Here is an 18,888-nt window from a genome sequence, read left to right as displayed (position 1 = left end):
ATGGCAAAATTATATCGTTTTGAAAGGGATTGTACATTGTACTAAAGTACGATAAATTGGGTATTATAGTTATAAAAGAGTAATAAGATTATCTTTGTTCAAAAGTTTAAAAATTTTTAGCGGATCTTTTTTAGTTTTGACTTTGAAATTTTATAAATTTTTGATGGCCTATCTTCAAAAAATAGTTCATCAACAACTTCATCAGCCACGCTTCTAGCCCAAACTTCGTCAAATTTCATACCATTTTTGTTTGCGCTGCTTGAGTAAAGCCAGTCAAATTTGCTTAAGAATCTCTCATGTTCGCACCCTTTTACGACCCTAATCGCCTTTAAATTTGGATATAAAAATGTCGTTTTTCTCGAGCGGCGGATGAAATTTTTATACTTTTTTGGCGCTCTAGCAAGCCCACGTAAAACGCTAAATTTAGCCGTCGTGATAAGGCAAGGTTTGCCTTCACTTCGCATTTTGGCGTGATTTATCTCCATGTAGTCTTTGCTTAAAAAGCCAGCTGTCGTGTCAGTTTGCGCTAGATATATCATCTCTCTTCTTTGAAAGTAAAAATATGCATGATATGATGAGGGCAAAGCCTAAAAAGTCCCAAAAGACAAATTTCGTCCCAAGCCAAAAGTAGCCAAAAAACGCGGCACTTAGTGGCTCTATGCAGGCTATCATGCTAGCCTTTGAGGCGCCTATGAGCTTAACCCCAGTCATATAAAAGCTAAATGCAAATATCGTGCCAAGCGTGATAACGGCGAGAAATGCCAGCCACTGCGCCGTGCCACTAAGCCCTGCAAACTCCCACACTCTCATATAAAGGCAAAGCACCACGCCGCCTATCACCATGCCCCAGCCAAGCGTGAGCGTGACTGAGTATTTGGCATTTAGCCTTGCGGGAGCTAGGTTATAAACGCAGACACAAACAGCACTTACTAAGCACCAAAATAGCGCTTCTGGTGAGATGACAAGGGCTGAAATTTGCGCGTGCGTAGCAAGAAAAAAGACGCCAAGCATCGCGCAAAGTAGGGCTAAAATTTCAAGCGGTCTTGGCGCTCGCCTCTCTTTTAGGCAGATGATGGCTAGGATGAGAACTGGAGCGGTGTATTGAATGACGGTCGCAACTGCGGCGTTTGAGAGCTCGATCGAGTAAAAGTAAGCATACTGCGTCATCATAAGTCCAAGCAGGGCGTATGTGAGAAGCTCAGCCATCAGTTTTACGTCAGTAACTGGCAAAAGAACGGCCTTTTTAGCCTTAAAAGCGTAATAGAGCACGATAAAAGCGCCAGCTAGCAAGAGCCTATAAGGCACTAAAAAATCAGCGCTAATGCCCTGCGAGAAGAGATACTGCCCACAAACTCCGCTAAATCCCCAAAGCACGCCACCAACTAGCGTAAGAAGCACTCCAAGTTGATGGCTGGACATTAAATTTATCTATCTTTATGTAGCTGGGCGTCTTTGCCGTAGTGAGGCGAATATGGCCCATAAAGTATGCAGTCATGGCAGTTTCTAGAAAAGAGGTAGGCATCGGCTCTTGCTGCTAGGTCGTATGATCTATCTGAGATGGTGTTTGCCACCTGTGTGATGACGGCTGAGACTAGCATGCCAAGCAGGCTGTTTTGCCCGCTGCCGCTATCCTCTGCGGCTGCTGCCTCGCCCTGCCAGAGCGTCGCACCGCTTTTTATATCGACTAGCTTTGCCTCAAGCACTACCTTTGTAGAACTTGAGACCACGACGTAGCTTGTGCCGTAGTCTTTTATGTTGATGTAAAGCACGCTATCGGCATGAAAAATTTTATCAAGCTTATTTAGTGGCACGGCTGCGATCTCGCTTGGCTCAGTGATGCCATTTTGCTTAAATGTATCATTTACAAGAGCCACTGGAAATACATAGTATCCAGCCTCGCTAAGTGGGGCTACTGAGTTAGCCAAAACCGCTGCCGAGCCGCTTACCTCGGTGCTATCGTTTGTTGGCATGAGCACTAGGATGGAGCGTGGCTTTTTTTGTAAAAAAGCCGAGTAGTCGTATGGCTCAGGCTCTTTGAAAGAACAACCCGCAAAAAACAGCGCAAGAAGCGTCACAGCTATAAATTTCAGGCTATTTTTCATCTTTTGCTCCCTCTTTTTTGCTCTGCTTTTTCGGGGTTAAATTTTTTAGAGCCTTTGATGAAATTTATAAATTCTCTTGACTCTGGGAAATTTTGCACCTCTTTGTCAAAATTCGCATTTGCAGCGCCTAAATTTCCATTATTTAAGTATAAAAGTCCAAGGTGTGCATAAAGCCCTGGGGCAACCTTGTAGCCCCTTTGGGTTGAGTTTTGCACTAAATTTTCTAAGCGTGAAATTTGCTCGGTTGCGTCGCCATCTTCGTTTAGATAGCTATATAGCGAGCTGCTATATGTGCCGTCCCAGTAGTAAAGCGACCTTGGACCACTTGCGTTGCTACACCCTGCAACTAAGAGCGCAAGAGCGCCAAGGCAGGCGAGCTTTATTTTACTTGCCATGCTCCGCTTTCTATGCCATTTACTAGGTTATTTACCGCTTCAACTATCGCTAGGCTTAGCACCTTGCCATTTAGCGTAGAGTCGTATCCTGCGGTGCCGCCAAAGCCGATTATTTCTCTATTTGAAAGGGTGTATTCGCCAGCACCACTAACAGAATATACAACCTCAGCCGTTTTGGTATCGACAACGTTTAAATTTACCTTTGAGTAGGCGGTTTGCTTTTTGCCTTTGCCAAGTATGCCAAATAGCTGGTGATCGCCTGTTGTTTTGCGTCCAAACTCAGTCACATCGCCAGTTATCACATATCTTGAGCCTTTTAAATTTTGAGCCTCTTTGCTTAGCTCGCTCTCTTGTTTGAGGACTGACATATTTGATCTTTCAAGCACCGAAAATCTACCGCTTTGCTGTAAATTTGTAATTAGGATGCTTTGAGCTTGGTTGCCAAGTCTATCCTCGTTATCACTAAAAACGCCATTACCGTAGTTTGATTGGTTATTAAAGCGGCCAATAGAAACTGAGACTTTTTTGCCGTTATAAACTGAGCCGTAGCTTGCTACTTTTGGAGTTTCTACCACTCTTGAGCTCTCGCTTGCACATCCAGCAAAAAGTGCTGCTATCACTAGAGCTGCACTAAATTTTAAAACATTTTTCATCTTTATCCTTTGTGACAAAATCGTGTGTATATTACTACTTTTTTTTAAATGGCTCGGAATTTCATCCACGTGCCATTTGCGTATCTGCGCACAAAGAGCACCGCCTTTACTGCCCAGTCGGCAAACATCGCAAACCAAGTACCTATCATGCCAAGATCAAACGTGAGCGCAAAAATATAAGCTAGCACGATCCTGCAGGCAAACATGCAGGCTAAATTTACTATCATCGGATATTTTGCGTCCCCCACAGCTCGAAAAACGGTCGGATAGGTGTAGGCAAGCGGCCAGATGAGGCACATCGCGATGCCGTGATACCAGACGATCTGCCTTGTTAAATTTATGGCCTCGCTTGAGAGATTATAAACGCGAAGTAGCGGCTCAAGAAGTAGTAAAACAACAGCCGTGCTAAAAAGCTGCACGATGTAGATGCTTAGCATCGATTTTCTCACGTAAAATTTAGCCTGATTAAAGTCATTTGCGCCGATGCATCTAGCCACGACGACGCTTAGACCTGTGCCTATCGCCATGCCAGGGAGTACCTGAAACATCACGATCGTCCCGCCCACGGCATTTGCAGCGATGCTTGCCGTGCCAAAGAGCGAAACAAGGCTCAAAACGATGATGCGACCCACGTAAAACATAGAGTTTTCAAAGCCATAAGGCACGCCGATATTTAAAATTTTCTTGATGATATCGTAGTCAAATTTATAGACAAGGCTCTTTCTTATGTGAAGTTTTAGCTTTATATCAAGTAGCAGATAGACGATGACGAAGCAAGCAAGTGCTCTTGCTATGAGCGTGCTAATGGCGATACCAAGCACCCCTGTGTGAAATGTGTAGATGCTAATGGCAGTTAGCAGCACATTTAGTAAATTTGCAGCCGCCATGATATACATAGGTAGCTTTGCGTTTGACATCGTGCGAAAGATCGCCGCAGCTGCTGCATAGACTGCTAGAAAGGGCGCTGAAATGGCGGAGAAAACGAGATAGTGGCTAGCATCGCTCCTCACTTGCTCGCCGATATCGCCAAAGACTTTATCTAAGATGAGGTCTTTTAAAAGGATGATGGCAATGGCTATAAAGATGGCGAAAATTAGGCTAAACCAAATTAGCTGATCGGCGGTATTTCTAGCGTTGCCACTTTGTTTGCTACCTAGATACTGGCTAGCGACCACCGAGCCACCAGTGGCTATGGCGGTAAATATGCTAATAAATAGCGCCATGACAAACTCCACAAGGCTTACCGCACTCACCGCACTTTCGCTAACACTTGCTGCCATTAGCGAGTTTGCAAGCCCTAAGCTATACTCTAAAAACTGCTCTACGGCGATAGGGAAAAATAGCCTTGTAAGGTCGGCATTTGAGAAAAATCTCTGCTCGTTTGTCAAATTTTTCAAATTTCATCCCCTTTGTAAAGTGTGGGTAAATTATAAATTTTAAAAGGTGAAAGGGCTATAAATTTTGGTCAGGATCTATTTAAAACAAATCCTGACCAAAAATTTTAATGTCTTGAAAGATAGTTTGTATCGTAGTTGTTGCTTAAAAAGTCTTTGTTTTCCATCATGGCGATATGAAAGTCTTTTGTTGTTTTGATGCCACTTATTATGAGCTGATCAAGAGCTACTTTCATCTTGTGGATTGCTCTGTTTCTATCAGTGTCCCAAACTACGAGCTTGCCGATCATACTGTCATAATACGGCGGTATAGAGTAGTCTTGGTAGATGTGGCTATCCATTCTCACGTTGCGGCCGCCTGGGCAGACATATTTTGTGATCTTGCCAGGGCATGGAGTGAAGGTGTTTGGATCCTCAGCTGTGATCCTGCACTCGATCGCATGGCCTTTTAGCTCTATGCTCTTTTGTGACGGTAGCTTTTCGCCCTCAGCCACTTTTATCATAAGCTCGATGATATCAAGTCCGCTTACCATTTCGCTTACTGTGTGCTCGACTTGAAGCCTTGTGTTCATCTCGATGAAGTAAAAGTCTAAATTTTTATCAACCAAAAACTCAAACGTACCTGCTCCCTCGTAGCCGATCGCTTTTGCCGCTTTTATGGCAGTTTCATGTAGCCTCTCTCTTGTTTTTTCATCAAGCAAGATGGCTGGGCTCTCTTCGATCAGTTTTTGGTGACGGCGCTGCATAGAGCAGTCGCGCTCGCCTATGTGAAGCACGTTGCCGTGGCTATCGCCGATGATTTGAACCTCGATGTGGCGTGGATTTAGGATGTATTTTTCCATATACATTGTGCCATCGCCAAATGCACTCATCGCCTCGCTCTCAGCAGACCAAAATGCTTTTTCTAAATCAGCCTCTTTTTCAACCACGCGCATACCGCGTCCGCCACCACCTGCCGCAGCTTTTAGTATGACGGGGTAGCCTATCTTTTTAGCTAGCTCTTTTGCAGCTTTTGTATCAGCCACAGCGCCGTCTGAGCCAGGGATGACTGGCACGCCAGCTCTTTGCATGACCTGTTTTGCCTTGCTCTTATCGCTCATCAAAGCCATCGCAGCAACGCTTGGTCCAATGAATTTGATCTTGTGGTGTGAGCAAATTTCAACGAAATTTTGATTTTCACTTAAAAAGCCATAACCTGGGAAGATAGCGTCTGCTTCGCTGATCTCAGCTGCGCTTATGATAGCTGGGATATTTAGGTAGCTGTCACTTGAGCGCTCTTTACCGATGCAGATGGCCACGTCGGCATATTTTACATAAAGCGCGTCTTTGTCAGCGGTTGAATAAACTACAACGGCTTCTTTACCCATCTCCTTTATCGTTCGCAAAGCACGAAGAGCGATCTCACCGCGGTTTGCGATTAAAATTCTTTTTAATTCCATTAATTTTTCTCCACGCCAAATAACGGCAATCCAAACTCAACTGGCTGTCCGTCAGAGACTAGCATCTCAGTGATCTGGCAGTCAAATTCAGCCTCGATCTCGTTCATGATCTTCATAGCTTCGATGATGCCCACTACATCGCCTTTTCTCACTCTTTGACCTACTTTTACAAATGGTGCAGCGCCTGGGCTTGGAGCAGCGTAGAAAGTACCTACCATAGGAGATTTTATGCTATCTTTTGGCGAATTTGCAGCTGGTTTTACCTCTGAGCTAACGACAACATTTACAGGTGTTGGCGCTGGAGCTGCTGCTTGTGCCACTGGCTTTGCAGGTGCGCAATAATCAGCAAATTTCTCTACCTCGACCTCAAAATCACCACTTTTTATCTTGATATGATTCATCTCCATACCATTAAAAAATTCGATAAGCTCTTTTATATCTTCTTTTTTCATAGAAAATTCTCCTAAATTTTTATATAAGTTTCTAATTGTAGCGAAAAATAGATAAAAATTTTTTTTATGACATAAAAATTTATCTTTCTAAATATAATTACAGCTATCTAAAACTTTTACTTTAGTCTACTTTTTCGTATTTAAAATTCTTAATTACTTATAATTTTACAATCGGCACAGATTATTAATTTTTATTTTAAATTGACTTAGCATGTTAAATATGTTAAACTCAGCGCCCAATTTAACTTAAAAAGGACAAAAAATGAAAAAGGTTATGTTATCGTTATTAGTAGCAGCTTCTACAATGTTTGCAGCTGTAAATTTAAATACTGCTTCAAAAGAAGAGTTAATGAGCCTAGATGGTATAGGTGCTTCAAAAGCAGATGCTATTATTGAGTATAGAAAGGCAAATAAATTTAACTCGATAGAAGATCTCAAAAATGTAAATGGCATAGGTGATAAGACATTTGAAAATTTAAAATCAGAAATTTCAACATCTGGCGAGACAAAAATAGACAAAACGAAAGCTAAAGCAAAATCTAAAAAAGATGAGCTAAAAGAAAAAGTAAGTAAAAAGAGCAGCGAAGTAAAAGAAAAAAAAGACAACGCTGAAGATAAAGTAAAAGAGAAGAAGGAAAAAGTAAAAAAAGAGGCTAAAAGTAAAGCCAAAGAGAAGATAGAAAAGTAAAATACAAAATTACTCTTAAAAAGGAACGCTAAGCGTTCCTAATCCTTCTTATATTTATCTTTTTTATTATTACTTTTTTGTATTTTATGTCTTATTTAGTTTTAGCGAATAATTTCTAATTTATTCTTATGCAAATCAAGCTGTATTTAATGCTGTTGATAGTTCATTATAACATTAGAAGATGATCCAAATTTAATGCTGGCAAGGGTGCAGTATTTACCATAGATGACACTGAGTCAGGCTCTTAATGCGAAAACCGTTGTGGATAAAACTGGCTTTACATGAACTAAATATAGATTTGGTATGTATCACAACAAAATAAAGCTTGAATCAGGTCAGTTGTTTGCCAAACACTTAGTGAGAAATAGATAAAATTTATATAAGATTTGGTTAAAGGCGCAGAGTTTAGAGAGAGTTTGCCTACTAAATTAACTATATTGATATATCAAGCATATGATGTTCTTCTATGTCACTTTCATCATCTTTTTCATCTTCCAAATTCTCTTCATATTTGGCTTTTGCGCTTTGCTCTTCGTTCTCAAACTCGCTCGCCTCTTCTTCGTTTTTTTGACGCTCGTGCTCTTTTTCTGGGTCTATTTTATATGACTCCTCCATCGGACGCACCTCTTTGATCTCCTCGTTTTGCTGGGTGGCTAGCTCAGATGCCATTAGCGTTTGCATGTCAAAGCGTGCTTGCTGGTTTGCATGCACCTGCGAGACGACTGGGGCGTTTTGGTTGATGAAGTTGCTGTTTCCTAAAGGTGTTACCGCCATTTTTAGCCTTTATTTATGATGATCGTTTTGTAGTTTGTGTAAGTGACGTTTGCGCCATTTTCACGCCTTAAATTTTCGCGTTTGGTGTAATCCACCTCGTATCTGCCAGCCCCTTTTACGCTAAATTCCACGCAAAATTTAGCAGCCATTTCTAGCACGTCTTCTGGCACTTTGCTCTTGTTTGTCTTGATGATGACGTGAGCACTTGGGGCGTCTTTTAGATGAAGCCAGATATCATCTTTTTTGGCGAGATCGAGTAAATTTATATTGCCTTTTTCGTTTCTGCCAACTAAAATTTTAAACTCTCTAACGTAAAAAATTTCAGCATTTTCGCTCACATCTTTTATGTGTCTCTCTCTTTGTTTTGCCTTGTTTTTTGGGCTTAAAATTTCAAGCTCGTAAGCGCTATTTGCCTCTTTTAAAAGTGATTTTAGCCCCTCTAAAAACTCGATCTTTTCGCTTAAATTTCTCTTTTCTATCTCCACTCCAAGGGCTTTTGCGCGAAGTTTTTTTGACCTTGAGTAAAATTCATTTGCGCTATTTTTTGGCGTATCGTTAAGAGTTAGTTTTATCTCGTTGCCGTCAAAATCATTAAGAGAAATTTCTCTCTCATAGCCCTTAAAATTTGCCAAATTTGCAAGCAAAAGTGAGCCGTAGTTTGCAAACTCCTCGCTCTTTTTCATTAGCTCATCTTTATCTTCAAGCGAGTTTAAAATTTCTCTCATACTATCTATCTTTTTTTGCACGCTAGCAAGCTTTGCCTCTTTTAGGCTAGCTATCCTTGCTTCATTTATCCTAGCAGTTTCTCTTTTAAAAAACTCATCAAAGTCCGTTATAGGTTCGCACGGCTTTTCTTTTATAGCGATAGCTGGCAGCTCTTTTAAAACTTCGCCAGTTTCTATCTTGCGGTAGCTATTATCGATGTGCCTTAGCGCCTCGATGATAACGTTATTTTCATCAGTTATCACAGCGTTTGTAAAGCGACCGGTAAATTCAAGATAAAGGATGAAATTTTCGCTTTTATATGAGCCACTTTGCGTGCAGATAAATTTTAAAATTCTATTGTCTTTTAGGCACTCGACGCTTTTTATATGCGAGGCGTTAAAGCGTTTTTTTAGGACATTATCAAAGGGTGCTTGATAAATTTTCGCCTCTTTTAGCTCATCATCTTTATAGACCGCTGAGTTTGACTTATTTAGATCAAAAATAATCTTTTCGCCGCTAAATTCGATAAGTATAGCCATGTCGCTTACGCGCTTTGCTTGGCTTATCTTTTTAAATTTTGATAGATAACTTGCTATTTGAACTAAATGTGCATACTTCATGCGGGGATTATATCAGAAATGTTGCAAAAATATAATGTAAATTAATTCATAAAAAATTAAATTTCAATTTTATATAATGATAATGATTTTTAAAATAATTAATTTTTAAAGGAGACCAGTTGAGTAAATTTCGCATTAGTATCGCACTTTGTTTTGCGATTTCGGCTTTAAATGGCGCTGATGTAAATTTAGAAGGCGTGAGCGTAGAAGATAGCGCTGATGATGGTTATAGAGCCACAACGAGCGAAGTTGGCAAGACAAATACGCCTATCCTTGAGATACCACAAACCGTAAATGTCGTGACAGCTCAACAACTAAAAGACAAAAAGCCAGAGACACTAGCAGAGAGCCTTCAAAACGTGAGCGGCATAAGCTATGGCAACACAACGGGTGGCATTTTTGACTCGATCATCAAGCGAGGTTTTGGTGGTGGGCGTGATGGCTCTATAATGCGAAATGGTGTGCCAGCTAGCGTCATGCATAGCTTTAACAAAACCGTAGAAAGCGTCGAGGTGCTAAAAGGCCCAGCTAGCTTGCTTTATGGCGCACAAGAGCCAGGCGGCATAATAAACATGGTAACTAAAAAGCCAAAATATGACTTTGCAAATGAAATTTGGGCTGGTTTTGGCAACCGCAACTACTGGAACACTGGCTTTGACACCACAGGACCGATCGCAGAGAGCGGCTTTGCGTATAGATTTATATTTGATACGATGAAAAAAGGACTATTGGAGAGAGTTTGGCGAGTATAAAAACGTCCTTTTTGCGCCATCACTGTCATATAAAGGCGATGACTACCGCATAAATTTCGCCTACACTCACACTCGCTCAACCGATCCGATCGACCGCGGCATGTATCTCGTCCCAAGCACCGGCGAACTACTGCCTATAGATAAGAAAAGACGACTTGACGAGCCATTTAATAAGCTTAAAACAAAGCTTGACACTGCTGATATAAATTTTGAGAAAAATCTCGGCGAAAACTGGATGCTAAAGGGCGCTTATGCCTTTTCTGGGTCTCGTCATGAGTACGGTCACATCAGACTAATGAATGTAAATTTAAACACTGGCATTGCATCTAGGCGAAACGAGGCGTATGACGGCTTTATCCACCGCACGCACGCAGGTTCATTAAATTTAAATGGCTATGTTAAAACAGGCGAGCTGGAGCACAACTTGCTCTTTGGCATCGATGCAAAGGAGTACTACCGCTATAGACCTGGCGCACTAAACAGCTATAGCTCTGGCACGACGCAAAGAAATTTCCCTATAAATGTCTATAACCCAGTCTATGGCACGGTAGCCTATCCGTCTGATAGAGCCTCAGGTATCCAGTACCAAAAGCTAAAAACGATCGGATTTTACGCACAAGATAGCATAAATTTGACCCAAAATTTGATCTACTCTTTAGGAGCTAGATACGAATACTACGACCAAGTAGCTCGCGGCACGACTAGCGGACCAAATAGCACAGATCAGCAAGATGGCAAATTTACGTGGCAAACTGGGCTTTTGTATCTGCTAACACCTGAGTGGTCGGTCTATACCAACTACCTACGCGCAAAGCTTCAACCCACAAATGGCGATCAGCGGCGCTGACATAGGCGATATAAAGCCAGAAGAGGGCAAAAGTATAGAGTTTGGATCTAAATTTCAAAACGATAGCATAACAGCAAGTGTAGCAGTTTCTAACATCAATAAGAAAAACATCATGCGCACCGTAGATGGCGTGAGTACGCCAGTTGGCGAGGCGCGCTCTAGAGGATTTGAGTTTGATTTTAATGGTCGTGTAACGCAAGGGCTAAGTCTTGGCGCTAGCTACGCATACACTAAAACCGAGGTGCGAAAAGATAGTGGCGCCTTTGCAGTACTCGTTGGCAAACCGCTTGAAGCCACGCCAAAGCATCAAGCAAGCCTCTTTGCTAACTATGACTTTAGCCATCTTGGCGCAAAAGGGCTAAGGATCGGCGGTGGAGCTAAGTATTTTGGCTCGTGGTATACATACTACATGAGGACAAATTTACCTGCAGTGCCAGCAGGAACAGCATTTAAGATAAATAGCGCGGTTGTTTATGATGCTTTTATCAGCTATGATACAAAGATCGCAGGCTATGAGACAAATTTCTCATTTAATGTCAAAAACCTAACCGATAAGCTCTACTACACATCTTCATCGACTGGCACACAGGCAAATATCATACCGATACAGCCAGGCTATGCTCGTCAGTTTATGCTCACTGCGTCGGTTAAATTTTAACTTCACTAAGCCTTTTGGCTTGGTGAATTTTCTTTAAATTTAGCTATTTTTGTTAAAATCGCCCCAAAATTTAAAGGAAATTTATGAAACAAACTATCACAGAAAAAATATTTTCAGATCACGTTGGCAAAGAGGTAAGCGCAGGAGAGATCATCGAGAGCAAGATCGATATGATCATAGGTAACGACATCACGACGCCTATCTCTATAAAGCAGTTTGAGCGAAGTGGCGCTAAAAAGCTAGCTAACCCAGACGGCTTTGCCATCGTGATGGACCACTACATCCCGACAAAGGACATCCTAAGCGCAAATCAAGCCAAAATTTCACGCGAATTTGCCTACAAACACGACCTTAAAAACTATTTTGACGAAAAAGATATGGGTATCGAGCACGCGCTTTTGCCTGAAAAAGGGCTAGTCATCCCAGGCGACGTCATCATCGGCGCAGACAGTCACACCTGTACGCACGGCGCTCTTGGGGCATTTAGCACCGGCATGGGCAGCACCGACCTAGCTTACGCGATGATCACTGGCAAAAACTGGCTTAAAGTGCCTGAAAGCATCAAAGTCGTCTTTAAAGGCAAGCTTGATAAGCACGTCTACGGCAAAGACCTCATCCTTGAGATCATCCGCCAAATAGGCGTTGATGGCGCACTTTACAAGGCGCTTGAGTTTAGCGGCGAGGTGATAGATGGCCTTAGTATGGATGATAGATTTTCAATGTGTAACATGGCAATCGAAGCTGGCGCAAAGAGCGGTATCATCGCGGTTGATGAGATCACGAAAGAGTTTTTAAAAGATAAAAATTTACGCGATAAGCCAAAATTTTTCTACTCCGATGAGGGCGCAAAATACGACAAAATTTTAGAGATCGATGTTACAAATCTCGATCCAGTCATCGCATATCCATTTTTGCCAAGCAACGGCAAGAGCGTAAGACAGGCGGTTCGCGACGATCTAGCTATCGATCAGGCATTTATCGGCTCATGTACAAATGGCCGTCTAAGCGACCTTCGTATCGCAGCACAGATCCTAAAAGGCAAAAAAGTAGCCCGCAAAACAAGGCTCATCATCACTCCAGCGACGCAAAAGATCGCAAGAGCTGCTGAAAAAGAGGGACTAATCGACATTTTCATCGAAGCAGGTGCAGTTGTGAGCAACCCAACTTGTGGTGCTTGTCTTGGCGGATATATGGGCATTTTAGGTGCAAATGAGCGCTGCATATCAACAACAAATAGAAATTTCGTCGGTCGTATGGGCGATAGGACTAGTGAAATTTATCTAGCTAACTCGGCTGTTGTGGCGGCGAGCGCGATAGCTGGTAAAATCGCTGATCCGCGTGATCTTTAGAATTTAACGGCTCGTCTCGCGAGCGTTTTTAATGGAGCTAGTAAAAATTTAGCTCGATAGACTAAATTGTCTTATCTTTGCTAAATTTTTACGTTGCTTCTGCTTGCAGTTGCGACCGCAAGGGGAGCAAAGCCCTTAAACCCATCTCACGATACTTTGCCTTATCTTTTTCACAAATTTTGATGAAATTCCTTCTGAAAATTTCGTCACAACATCCAAATCTATCTTAAAATCTTGCTGCTAAATTTTAAAGTAAAATTCGATCTAGTAATCGGTATATTCTTACATTAATCTTGAGATGAAATTTCTTGTGAAATTTACTTTTAGACCTGTCTTAAATTTGATATTTTAGTTTATTTGTAAAATTTAGATTTGTTAGCCGATAAATTTACAAATTTACCGGCTATTTTTAGTATAAAAAGCTTGAAGCTAGCGCATTAAAACGCTGTTATAGTTGCCAAAAGTCCAAAGATTATGCCTGGTAAGTTTGCAGCTGCTAGCGGATAGTCTCTTTTGGCTTTTAGTAAGCCATAGCTAGTCCATATCGTGCAGTTTAGCGCAGCAGCTAGTGGCTGTATATAAGGCGTTTTGTTGCCATCAAGGTTGCCCATTATTTGTGGGATGTATGAAAAATACATAACAACCGATAAGCACGTGCCTATCCAACCTAAAATTTGTAAATTTCTTTCACTCATGTGATCTCCTTTAAAAGTAAGCCATTATATTATTCTTAGCTTTATGATTAGCGTGGTAAAAAAATTAATTTTATCTGCTAAAAAGTAGCCCATTGTTTTGGCAAAAGCGCCCATTTTTGCAAATTTAAGGGCAAAGCTTTTATCAAGTGATAATAAATTTAAAACAAGATGAGTTAGAAAATTTGGTTATACTTTTGTAATTTTTTGAAATTTAAAAGGATAAAAGATGCAAACTTGCGTCATTTTAGCAGGTGGCAAGAGCTCGCGCATGGGTCAGGACAAGACCTTGCTGCCATTTGGGGGATTTGAAACACTCACGCACTATCAGGTCGCTAAATTTAGCAAAGTTTTTGATGAGGTTTTTGTAAGCTCTAAATTTGAGAAATTTAACCCGCCTCTAAAGCTCATAAAAGATGAGAGCAGTGAGGATTATTCGCCGATGTTAGCGCTCTACTGCGTGCTAAAAAGCTTTGATCATAGCGTCTTTATCATCCCAGCTGATATGCCATTTTTTGATCTTGTAAGCCTTGGCGAGCTGACTAAATTTAAAGATGAATTTGAGATGGTTGTGGCTGGCGATGATGAGCATATCCACTCACTTTGTGGTTTTTTTAGCCCAAGTTTAGCCCCGCTTGCACGCGAGCTTTACAAAAAAAATGAGCACAAAATCGGACTTTTACGAAAAAACTGCAAGTGCAAGATAGTAAATTTTGATGATAAAGAGCAGTTTTTTAACGTAAATTTCCCAGACGAGTACAAAATAGCAAATGAAAAGATGAAAAATGAGTAAATTTACATTGCTTTTAAGCCTTAGTCTTACATTTTTGATGGCAAGCAGGACGGATGACTTTAAAAGGGCGCAAGAGCTTGAGCAAAGTGGCGATATAAAGGGTGCGATGCAAATTTATAAAGAGCTAGCCAAAAGCTCTTTAGGCGAGCAAGAAGCAGTGCAAAATGCGCAAGCAAGCGAGCCAGTACCAAGTGACGCGAAACTGAAGCAGGCTGATCTTTTAAGAGATAAAAGCGATAAAAATTTACAAAACGCACTTGGCATCGAGCTTTATAAATTTAACTACCTTTTGCCAGTAACTTACGCTAAAACTGTCCCAGATGACGGGCGAAAGAGCGTTGAGACGAAGTTTCAAATAAGCCTTGCAAAGCCACTATTTTACGATGTTTTTGGACTTAGAGAGAGCCTCGTGGCAGCATATACACAAACCTCTTGGTGGCAGATAACAAAAACCTCAGCGCCGTTTCGTGAGACAAACTATCAGCCTGAAATTTTCTTAAATTTCGCCTCTCCAAAATACCTAGAGCAAATAGGCGTGAAAAACCTAAAATTTGGACTTTTGCATGAGTCAAACGGACGAGATGGCACTAACTCAAGGAGCTGGAACAGAGCCTACGTGCAAGGCGATCTAGTCTATGGAGATTTAACCATTTCACCAAGAGTTTGGAGCGTGATCGGTGAAAAGAACGACAATAAAGAAATTTTAAACTACATCGGACACGGAGATCTAAGGCTTAGTTACAAGCTAAATGACCAAATTTTTAGCCTAATGCTAAGAAATAACTTACATTTTGATAAAACAAATAAAGGTGCAGCTGAAATTTCATATATGTTTCCGATATTTTCAAGCGGCGTTTATGGCTATTTGCAGTATTTTACAGGATATGGCGAGAGTTTGATTGACTATGATAGGCACACTGACAAGATTGGTCTTGGCTTTGTTATTTTAAAATAGCCTTAAAAATTTAATCTTATAAAGTGGCTAAATTTGGGCAGATGAAGTAAATTTTAGATAAATAACGAAAAAAATTTAACTAATAGAAAAACTTAAAAAATATTAGAAAAAATATAAGCAAAATTTGCTAAAATCCTCATCAATAATCTCACAATAAAAGGAGCTTTCATGAGCGGTATAGCTTTGATTGTCTGTTTTGTTATAGCAATCATCCTTATGATCCTTATGATCTCAAAGTTCAAGGTGCATCCATTTTTGGCACTTATGAGTATATCTTTGGTGCTAGCAATCGTCGCAGGTATCGATCTATCCAAGATCCCAGCGATGATAGGCGTTGGCTTTAGCGGTACGTTTAAAAGTATCGGCATCGTCATCATCTTTGGAACGATCATCGGCACAGTACTTGAAAAAACGGGAGCTGCGCTAAAGCTAGCAGACATGGTTGTAAAGCTAGTCGGACAAAGACGCCCAGAGCTTGCCATGCTTATAATGGGCTGGGTTGTTGGCATACCGGTATTTTGCGATAGCGGTTTTGTCGTATTAAACTCTATCCGCGAGGCACTTTACAAGAAAATTTCAGCAAGTCCAGTTGCTATGTCAGTAGCACTTAGCGGCGGCCTATACGCTTCTCACGTATTCATCCCACCAACTCCTGGCCCGATAGCTGCTGCTGGCACACTTGGACTTGGCGGCAATCTACTTCTTGTCATCATCATGGGCACAGTAGTTTCAGTGCCTGTTTTGGTAGCTGTTTATTTCTTTTCAAAAAGTATCGCTAAAAGCGTAACTATTAGCGACAAAGAGGCTGATGCTACGATAACAGCTAGCTACGAGGAGCTTTTAAAGAAATTTGGCAAATTGCCTTGCGGATTTTTGAGCCTTGCTCCTATCATCATGCCTATCATTTTCATGGCGGTTGGCTCTGTGGTAGATGTTTTAGCAAAACAAGGCATGCTTGATAAAGCTGCGCTCTTACCAAAGATATTTTTATTTTTAGGTAACCCTATCATCGCCCTTGCGATCGGCGTGATCTTTTGCGTATTTTTACTAGCTGAAACTAAAAAAATGAGAGAATTTGACCATATAACAAACGAATCATTAAAGATCGCTGGTCCAATACTTTTTATCACCGCAGCTGGCGGCGTTTTGGGCAACGTCATCACCGAGGCTGGCTTTGTAAATTTCATAAAAGAAAATGCCTCAACTATAAAAGCGATAGGAATTTTCTTCCCATTCATCATCTCAGCCGTGCTAAAAACCGCTCAAGGAAGCTCGACCGTGGCTATCATCACGACAGCCTCTATCATGGGCGCATTTAGCGCTGACAACTCACTCATGCACACACTTGGCTTTACGAGCGAAATTTCAGCCGCACTTTGTGTCATGGCGATAGCATCAGGTGCTATGTGCGTATCTCACGCAAACGATAGCTACTTCTGGGTCGTGACAAACTTTAGTAAGATGACCGCAGATCAAGGTTACCGCACACAAACAGCGATGACATTTATCATGGGCGTTGTTGGTATGATCAGCGTTTACATACTATCTTTGGTGCTTTTATGAGAATTTTGGTTGCGATAGATTCATTAAAAGGCTCGCTAAGCTCGCTTGAGGCGGGCCTTGCTATAAAAGAGGCGCTTGAAGAGTTTTGTGACGTCGTCGTAAAGCCAGTGGCTGACGGCGGCGAGGGCAGCGTGGAGGCTATGGCTGACGCGCTTGATGCGAAATTTATAGATACCATTGTAAAAAACCCTCTTGGGACTGAAATTTTAGCTAGATATGCCCTAAAAGATGACCTTGCCATACTTGAGATGTCAAGCGCTTCAGGACTTACTCTTATAAATCCTGATGAGAGAAATCCTATGAAAACTAGCACATTTGGCTTTGGTCAGATGATAAAAGATGCCATTAGCAAGGGTGCTAGGAAATTTATCATAGGCATTGGCGGAAGTGCGACAAATGACGCTGGCACAGGCATGCTAAGCGCTCTTGGATTTAAATTTTATGACAAAAATGGCGCTTTGCTTGAGGGCAAAGGTGAGGATCTAGCTCAAATTTGCGACTTTTCAGACGATGAGGCGCTAAAAGAGTTAAAAGAATGCGAATTTTTAATCGCCTGTGATGTGGATAATCCACTTTACGGTCAAAAGGGCGCAGCCTACGTCTATGCACCACAAAAGGGCGCAAATGGCCGCATGGTAAAGCAGCTTGATGACGGCTTAAAGCACTTTGCAAGCCTTGTAAAAGAGAAAAATGGCACTAAATTTCACACGCAAAAGGGCGCTGGAGCAGCTGGCGGACTTGGCTTTGCTTTTGTGGCATTTTTGGGCGCGAAGCTCAAGCCTGGTATCGAGATCATCACGCAGACAATAGCACTTGAAGATGAGATCAAAAAGGCTGATCTTGTCATCACTGGCGAGGGCCGCATGGACTTTCAAAGCACCATGGGCAAGACCCCAACAGGCGTGGCAAAGCTAGCTAAGAGGCATCATAAGCCAGTCATCGCGCTTGCTGGAAGCGTGCAAAGGTGCGCCAAAGACTGCCACAAGCACGGCATAGATGCCTATTTTTGCATACTAAATGAGCCAATGAGCCTTGAAGAAGCCATGCGAAAAGATAATGCCATTAGAAATTTAAAGATGACCGCCGAGCAAGTCATCCGCCTTTATATGCTAAACCACAAAGCATAAATTTAAAAAGATAGAAGCTAAATTTCTATCTTTTTCTCTCTAAATTTAACTTCAAATTTTACTCACAAAGTGCTACAAAAATTCTCAAAATTTAATACATTTTGCAAAAATATAAAATAAACTTTAGAAAAAAAATTTACTATGTTAAAATAAGAAAAACTTCTAAAAAGAAAGGAGAAATTCTTATGCAACAGACCCTAAACTCTCGTCGTAGTTTTATCGCAGCTGCAGGACTATTTTTCGCTACGACTGCACTAAAGGCAGCACCAAAGGACTTTAGTGGTGGTGGTGTTCGCTACGGCATGGCGATAGATCTAACAAGATGTGTTGGCTGTCAGTCATGTACTATGAGCTGTATGTTGGAAAACGACGTTCAGCCAGGTGCTTTTAGGACCATCGTTTCTGAGTACGAGGCAAAGGATAAAAGCGGTAAAATGGCGGTCATTGCGTCGCTTCCAAGACTTTGCAATCACTGCAACAAACCAGCCTGTATCGACGTTTGTCCAACAGGAGCAAGCTATCAAAGAAGCAACGGCATCGTAAAGATCGACACAAAAGAGTGCATAGGCTGTGCGCTTTGTGTGGAGGCCTGTCCATATCATGCAAGATATCTTAGCTTACATACCTACAAGGCCGATAAATGCACCTTCTGCGACCACAGACTAAGAGCGGGACTTCAGCCAGCATGCGTAGAGAGCTGTGTGGGCGGTAGCCGTATAATAGGCGATCTTAACGATCCTAACTCAAATATCAGAAAATTTCTAGCCACACACGAGACTATGGTTATAGATAGCCCTAAAAATACAAATCCACAGGTGTTCTACCACGGCGTTAGCGAAATTTTGGCTAAAAACGATAAGAAACTCGAGCTTGATAATGGATACAAAAAGGTTATCAGCTGGAGCGAAGAGATAGCACAGTAAAAGGAGA

General features: G+C 41.5%; 21 protein-coding genes. 10 read left to right on the top strand and 11 right to left on the bottom strand.

The genetic code is table 11. The annotated features are described in order from the left end of the window. Positions 1–116: 116 nt before the first annotated feature. The 8 genes from CVS89_RS01615 to accB all read right to left on the bottom strand — a co-directional run bounded on the left by CVS89_RS01615 (position 117) and on the right by accB (position 6,435). Positions 117–539 carry a Sua5 YciO YrdC YwlC family protein gene (locus CVS89_RS01615; RefSeq protein WP_107848099.1) on the bottom strand — a complete coding sequence of 141 codons (423 nt, stop codon included), beginning with the start codon at positions 537–539 and terminating at the stop codon, positions 117–119. Beyond that, the gene (locus tag CVS89_RS01610; RefSeq protein ID WP_107848098.1) at positions 517–1,419 is read right to left on the bottom strand and encodes a DMT family transporter; all 903 of its coding nucleotides are present in this window, start codon (positions 1,417–1,419) and stop codon (positions 517–519) included. Before CVS89_RS01610 ends, CVS89_RS01615 begins: the two co-directional genes overlap by 23 nt. A gap of 5 nt (positions 1,420–1,424) precedes the next feature. Continuing rightward, on the bottom strand, positions 1,425–2,102 hold the full coding sequence (locus CVS89_RS01605) for a DUF799 domain-containing protein (protein WP_107848097.1): 678 nt from the start codon (positions 2,100–2,102) through the stop codon (positions 1,425–1,427). Then, positions 2,099–2,497, bottom strand: coding sequence for a DUF4810 domain-containing protein (locus tag CVS89_RS01600; RefSeq protein ID WP_107848096.1), 399 nt, complete (start codon positions 2,495–2,497; stop codon positions 2,099–2,101). Before CVS89_RS01600 ends, CVS89_RS01605 begins: the two co-directional genes overlap by 4 nt. Continuing rightward, positions 2,482–3,150, bottom strand: a complete 669-nt coding sequence (locus CVS89_RS01595) for a CsgG/HfaB family protein (protein WP_107848095.1) — start codon at positions 3,148–3,150, stop codon at positions 2,482–2,484. The genes CVS89_RS01600 and CVS89_RS01595 overlap by 16 nt, the downstream gene beginning before the upstream one ends. A gap of 44 nt (positions 3,151–3,194) precedes the next feature. Further along, entirely contained in the window at positions 3,195–4,547 is a 1,353-nt protein-coding gene (locus CVS89_RS01590; protein WP_107848094.1) for an MATE family efflux transporter, read from the bottom strand. 104 nt (positions 4,548–4,651) lie between these two features. Beyond that, positions 4,652–5,983: an acetyl-CoA carboxylase biotin carboxylase subunit gene (locus CVS89_RS01585; RefSeq protein WP_004317853.1), complete on the bottom strand. Its 1,332-nt coding sequence runs from the start codon at positions 5,981–5,983 to the stop codon at positions 4,652–4,654. Next, positions 5,983–6,435: an acetyl-CoA carboxylase biotin carboxyl carrier protein gene (gene accB, locus CVS89_RS01580; protein ID WP_087583527.1), complete on the bottom strand. Its 453-nt coding sequence runs from the start codon at positions 6,433–6,435 to the stop codon at positions 5,983–5,985. The genes CVS89_RS01585 and accB overlap by 1 nt, the downstream gene beginning before the upstream one ends. Positions 6,436–6,697: 262 nt before the next feature. On the opposite strand from accB, the gene CVS89_RS10250 reads away from it, so the two are divergent. Next, the gene (locus CVS89_RS10250) at positions 6,698–7,123 is read left to right on the top strand and encodes a ComEA family DNA-binding protein (protein WP_035142682.1); all 426 of its coding nucleotides are present in this window, start codon (positions 6,698–6,700) and stop codon (positions 7,121–7,123) included. 432 nt (positions 7,124–7,555) lie between these two features. Here the strand turns inward: CVS89_RS10250 and CVS89_RS01570 are convergent, their stop codons facing one another. After that, positions 7,556–7,897 (bottom strand): hypothetical protein, encoded by a 342-nt coding sequence (locus CVS89_RS01570; RefSeq protein ID WP_107848093.1) that lies wholly within the window; start codon positions 7,895–7,897, stop codon positions 7,556–7,558. Between the two features lie 2 nt (positions 7,898–7,899). Continuing rightward, positions 7,900–9,222: an NFACT RNA binding domain-containing protein gene (locus tag CVS89_RS01565; RefSeq protein WP_107848092.1), complete on the bottom strand. Its 1,323-nt coding sequence runs from the start codon at positions 9,220–9,222 to the stop codon at positions 7,900–7,902. 119 nt (positions 9,223–9,341) lie between these two features. On the opposite strand from CVS89_RS01565, the gene CVS89_RS09985 reads away from it, so the two are divergent. The 4 genes from CVS89_RS09985 to leuC all read left to right on the top strand — a co-directional run bounded on the left by CVS89_RS09985 (position 9,342) and on the right by leuC (position 12,828). Next, positions 9,342–9,974, top strand: coding sequence for a TonB-dependent siderophore receptor (locus tag CVS89_RS09985; RefSeq protein ID WP_232523993.1), 633 nt, complete (start codon positions 9,342–9,344; stop codon positions 9,972–9,974). A 22-nt stretch (positions 9,975–9,996) separates the two neighbouring features. After that, positions 9,997–10,821 (top strand): TonB-dependent siderophore receptor, encoded by an 825-nt coding sequence (locus CVS89_RS09980; protein ID WP_320205005.1) that lies wholly within the window; start codon positions 9,997–9,999, stop codon positions 10,819–10,821. Continuing rightward, the gene (locus CVS89_RS09975) at positions 10,802–11,479 is read left to right on the top strand and encodes a TonB-dependent siderophore receptor (protein ID WP_232523992.1); all 678 of its coding nucleotides are present in this window, start codon (positions 10,802–10,804) and stop codon (positions 11,477–11,479) included. Before CVS89_RS09980 ends, CVS89_RS09975 begins: the two co-directional genes overlap by 20 nt. An 83-nt stretch (positions 11,480–11,562) precedes the next feature. Further along, positions 11,563–12,828 (top strand): 3-isopropylmalate dehydratase large subunit, encoded by a 1,266-nt coding sequence (gene leuC, locus CVS89_RS01555; RefSeq protein WP_107848091.1) that lies wholly within the window; start codon positions 11,563–11,565, stop codon positions 12,826–12,828. A 437-nt stretch (positions 12,829–13,265) separates the two neighbouring features. Here the strand turns inward: leuC and CVS89_RS01550 are convergent, their stop codons facing one another. Then, positions 13,266–13,523, bottom strand: a complete 258-nt coding sequence (locus CVS89_RS01550) for a SemiSWEET family transporter (RefSeq protein WP_103569944.1) — start codon at positions 13,521–13,523, stop codon at positions 13,266–13,268. 226 nt (positions 13,524–13,749) lie between these two features. Between CVS89_RS01550 and CVS89_RS01545 the strand changes: the two genes are divergently transcribed. The 5 genes from CVS89_RS01545 (at position 13,750) to CVS89_RS01525 (ending at position 18,881) form a co-directional block, all read left to right on the top strand. Continuing rightward, entirely contained in the window at positions 13,750–14,313 is a 564-nt protein-coding gene (locus CVS89_RS01545) for a molybdenum cofactor guanylyltransferase (protein WP_107848090.1), read from the top strand. Beyond that, the gene (locus tag CVS89_RS01540; protein WP_107848089.1) at positions 14,306–15,268 is read left to right on the top strand and encodes a phospholipase A; all 963 of its coding nucleotides are present in this window, start codon (positions 14,306–14,308) and stop codon (positions 15,266–15,268) included. The genes CVS89_RS01545 and CVS89_RS01540 overlap by 8 nt, the downstream gene beginning before the upstream one ends. A gap of 168 nt (positions 15,269–15,436) precedes the next feature. Then, a complete protein-coding gene (locus tag CVS89_RS01535) occupies positions 15,437–16,831 on the top strand; it encodes a GntP family permease (protein WP_107848088.1) in 1,395 nt (464 codons plus the stop codon). Then, positions 16,828–17,958: a glycerate kinase family protein gene (locus tag CVS89_RS01530; RefSeq protein ID WP_107848087.1), complete on the top strand. Its 1,131-nt coding sequence runs from the start codon at positions 16,828–16,830 to the stop codon at positions 17,956–17,958. The genes CVS89_RS01535 and CVS89_RS01530 overlap by 4 nt, the downstream gene beginning before the upstream one ends. Before the next feature lie 185 nt (positions 17,959–18,143). Further along, positions 18,144–18,881 carry a 4Fe-4S dicluster domain-containing protein gene (locus tag CVS89_RS01525; RefSeq protein WP_107848086.1) on the top strand — a complete coding sequence of 246 codons (738 nt, stop codon included), beginning with the start codon at positions 18,144–18,146 and terminating at the stop codon, positions 18,879–18,881. Positions 18,882–18,888: the final 7 nt, after the last annotated feature.

It is taken from the genome of Campylobacter concisus, assembly GCF_003048615.2.
GTDB classification, from domain to species: Bacteria; Campylobacterota; Campylobacteria; order Campylobacterales; family Campylobacteraceae; genus Campylobacter_A; species Campylobacter_A concisus_C.
Note: the sequence above shows the minus strand (reverse complement) of the source record. Positions and strands in the feature narration are given on the sequence as shown.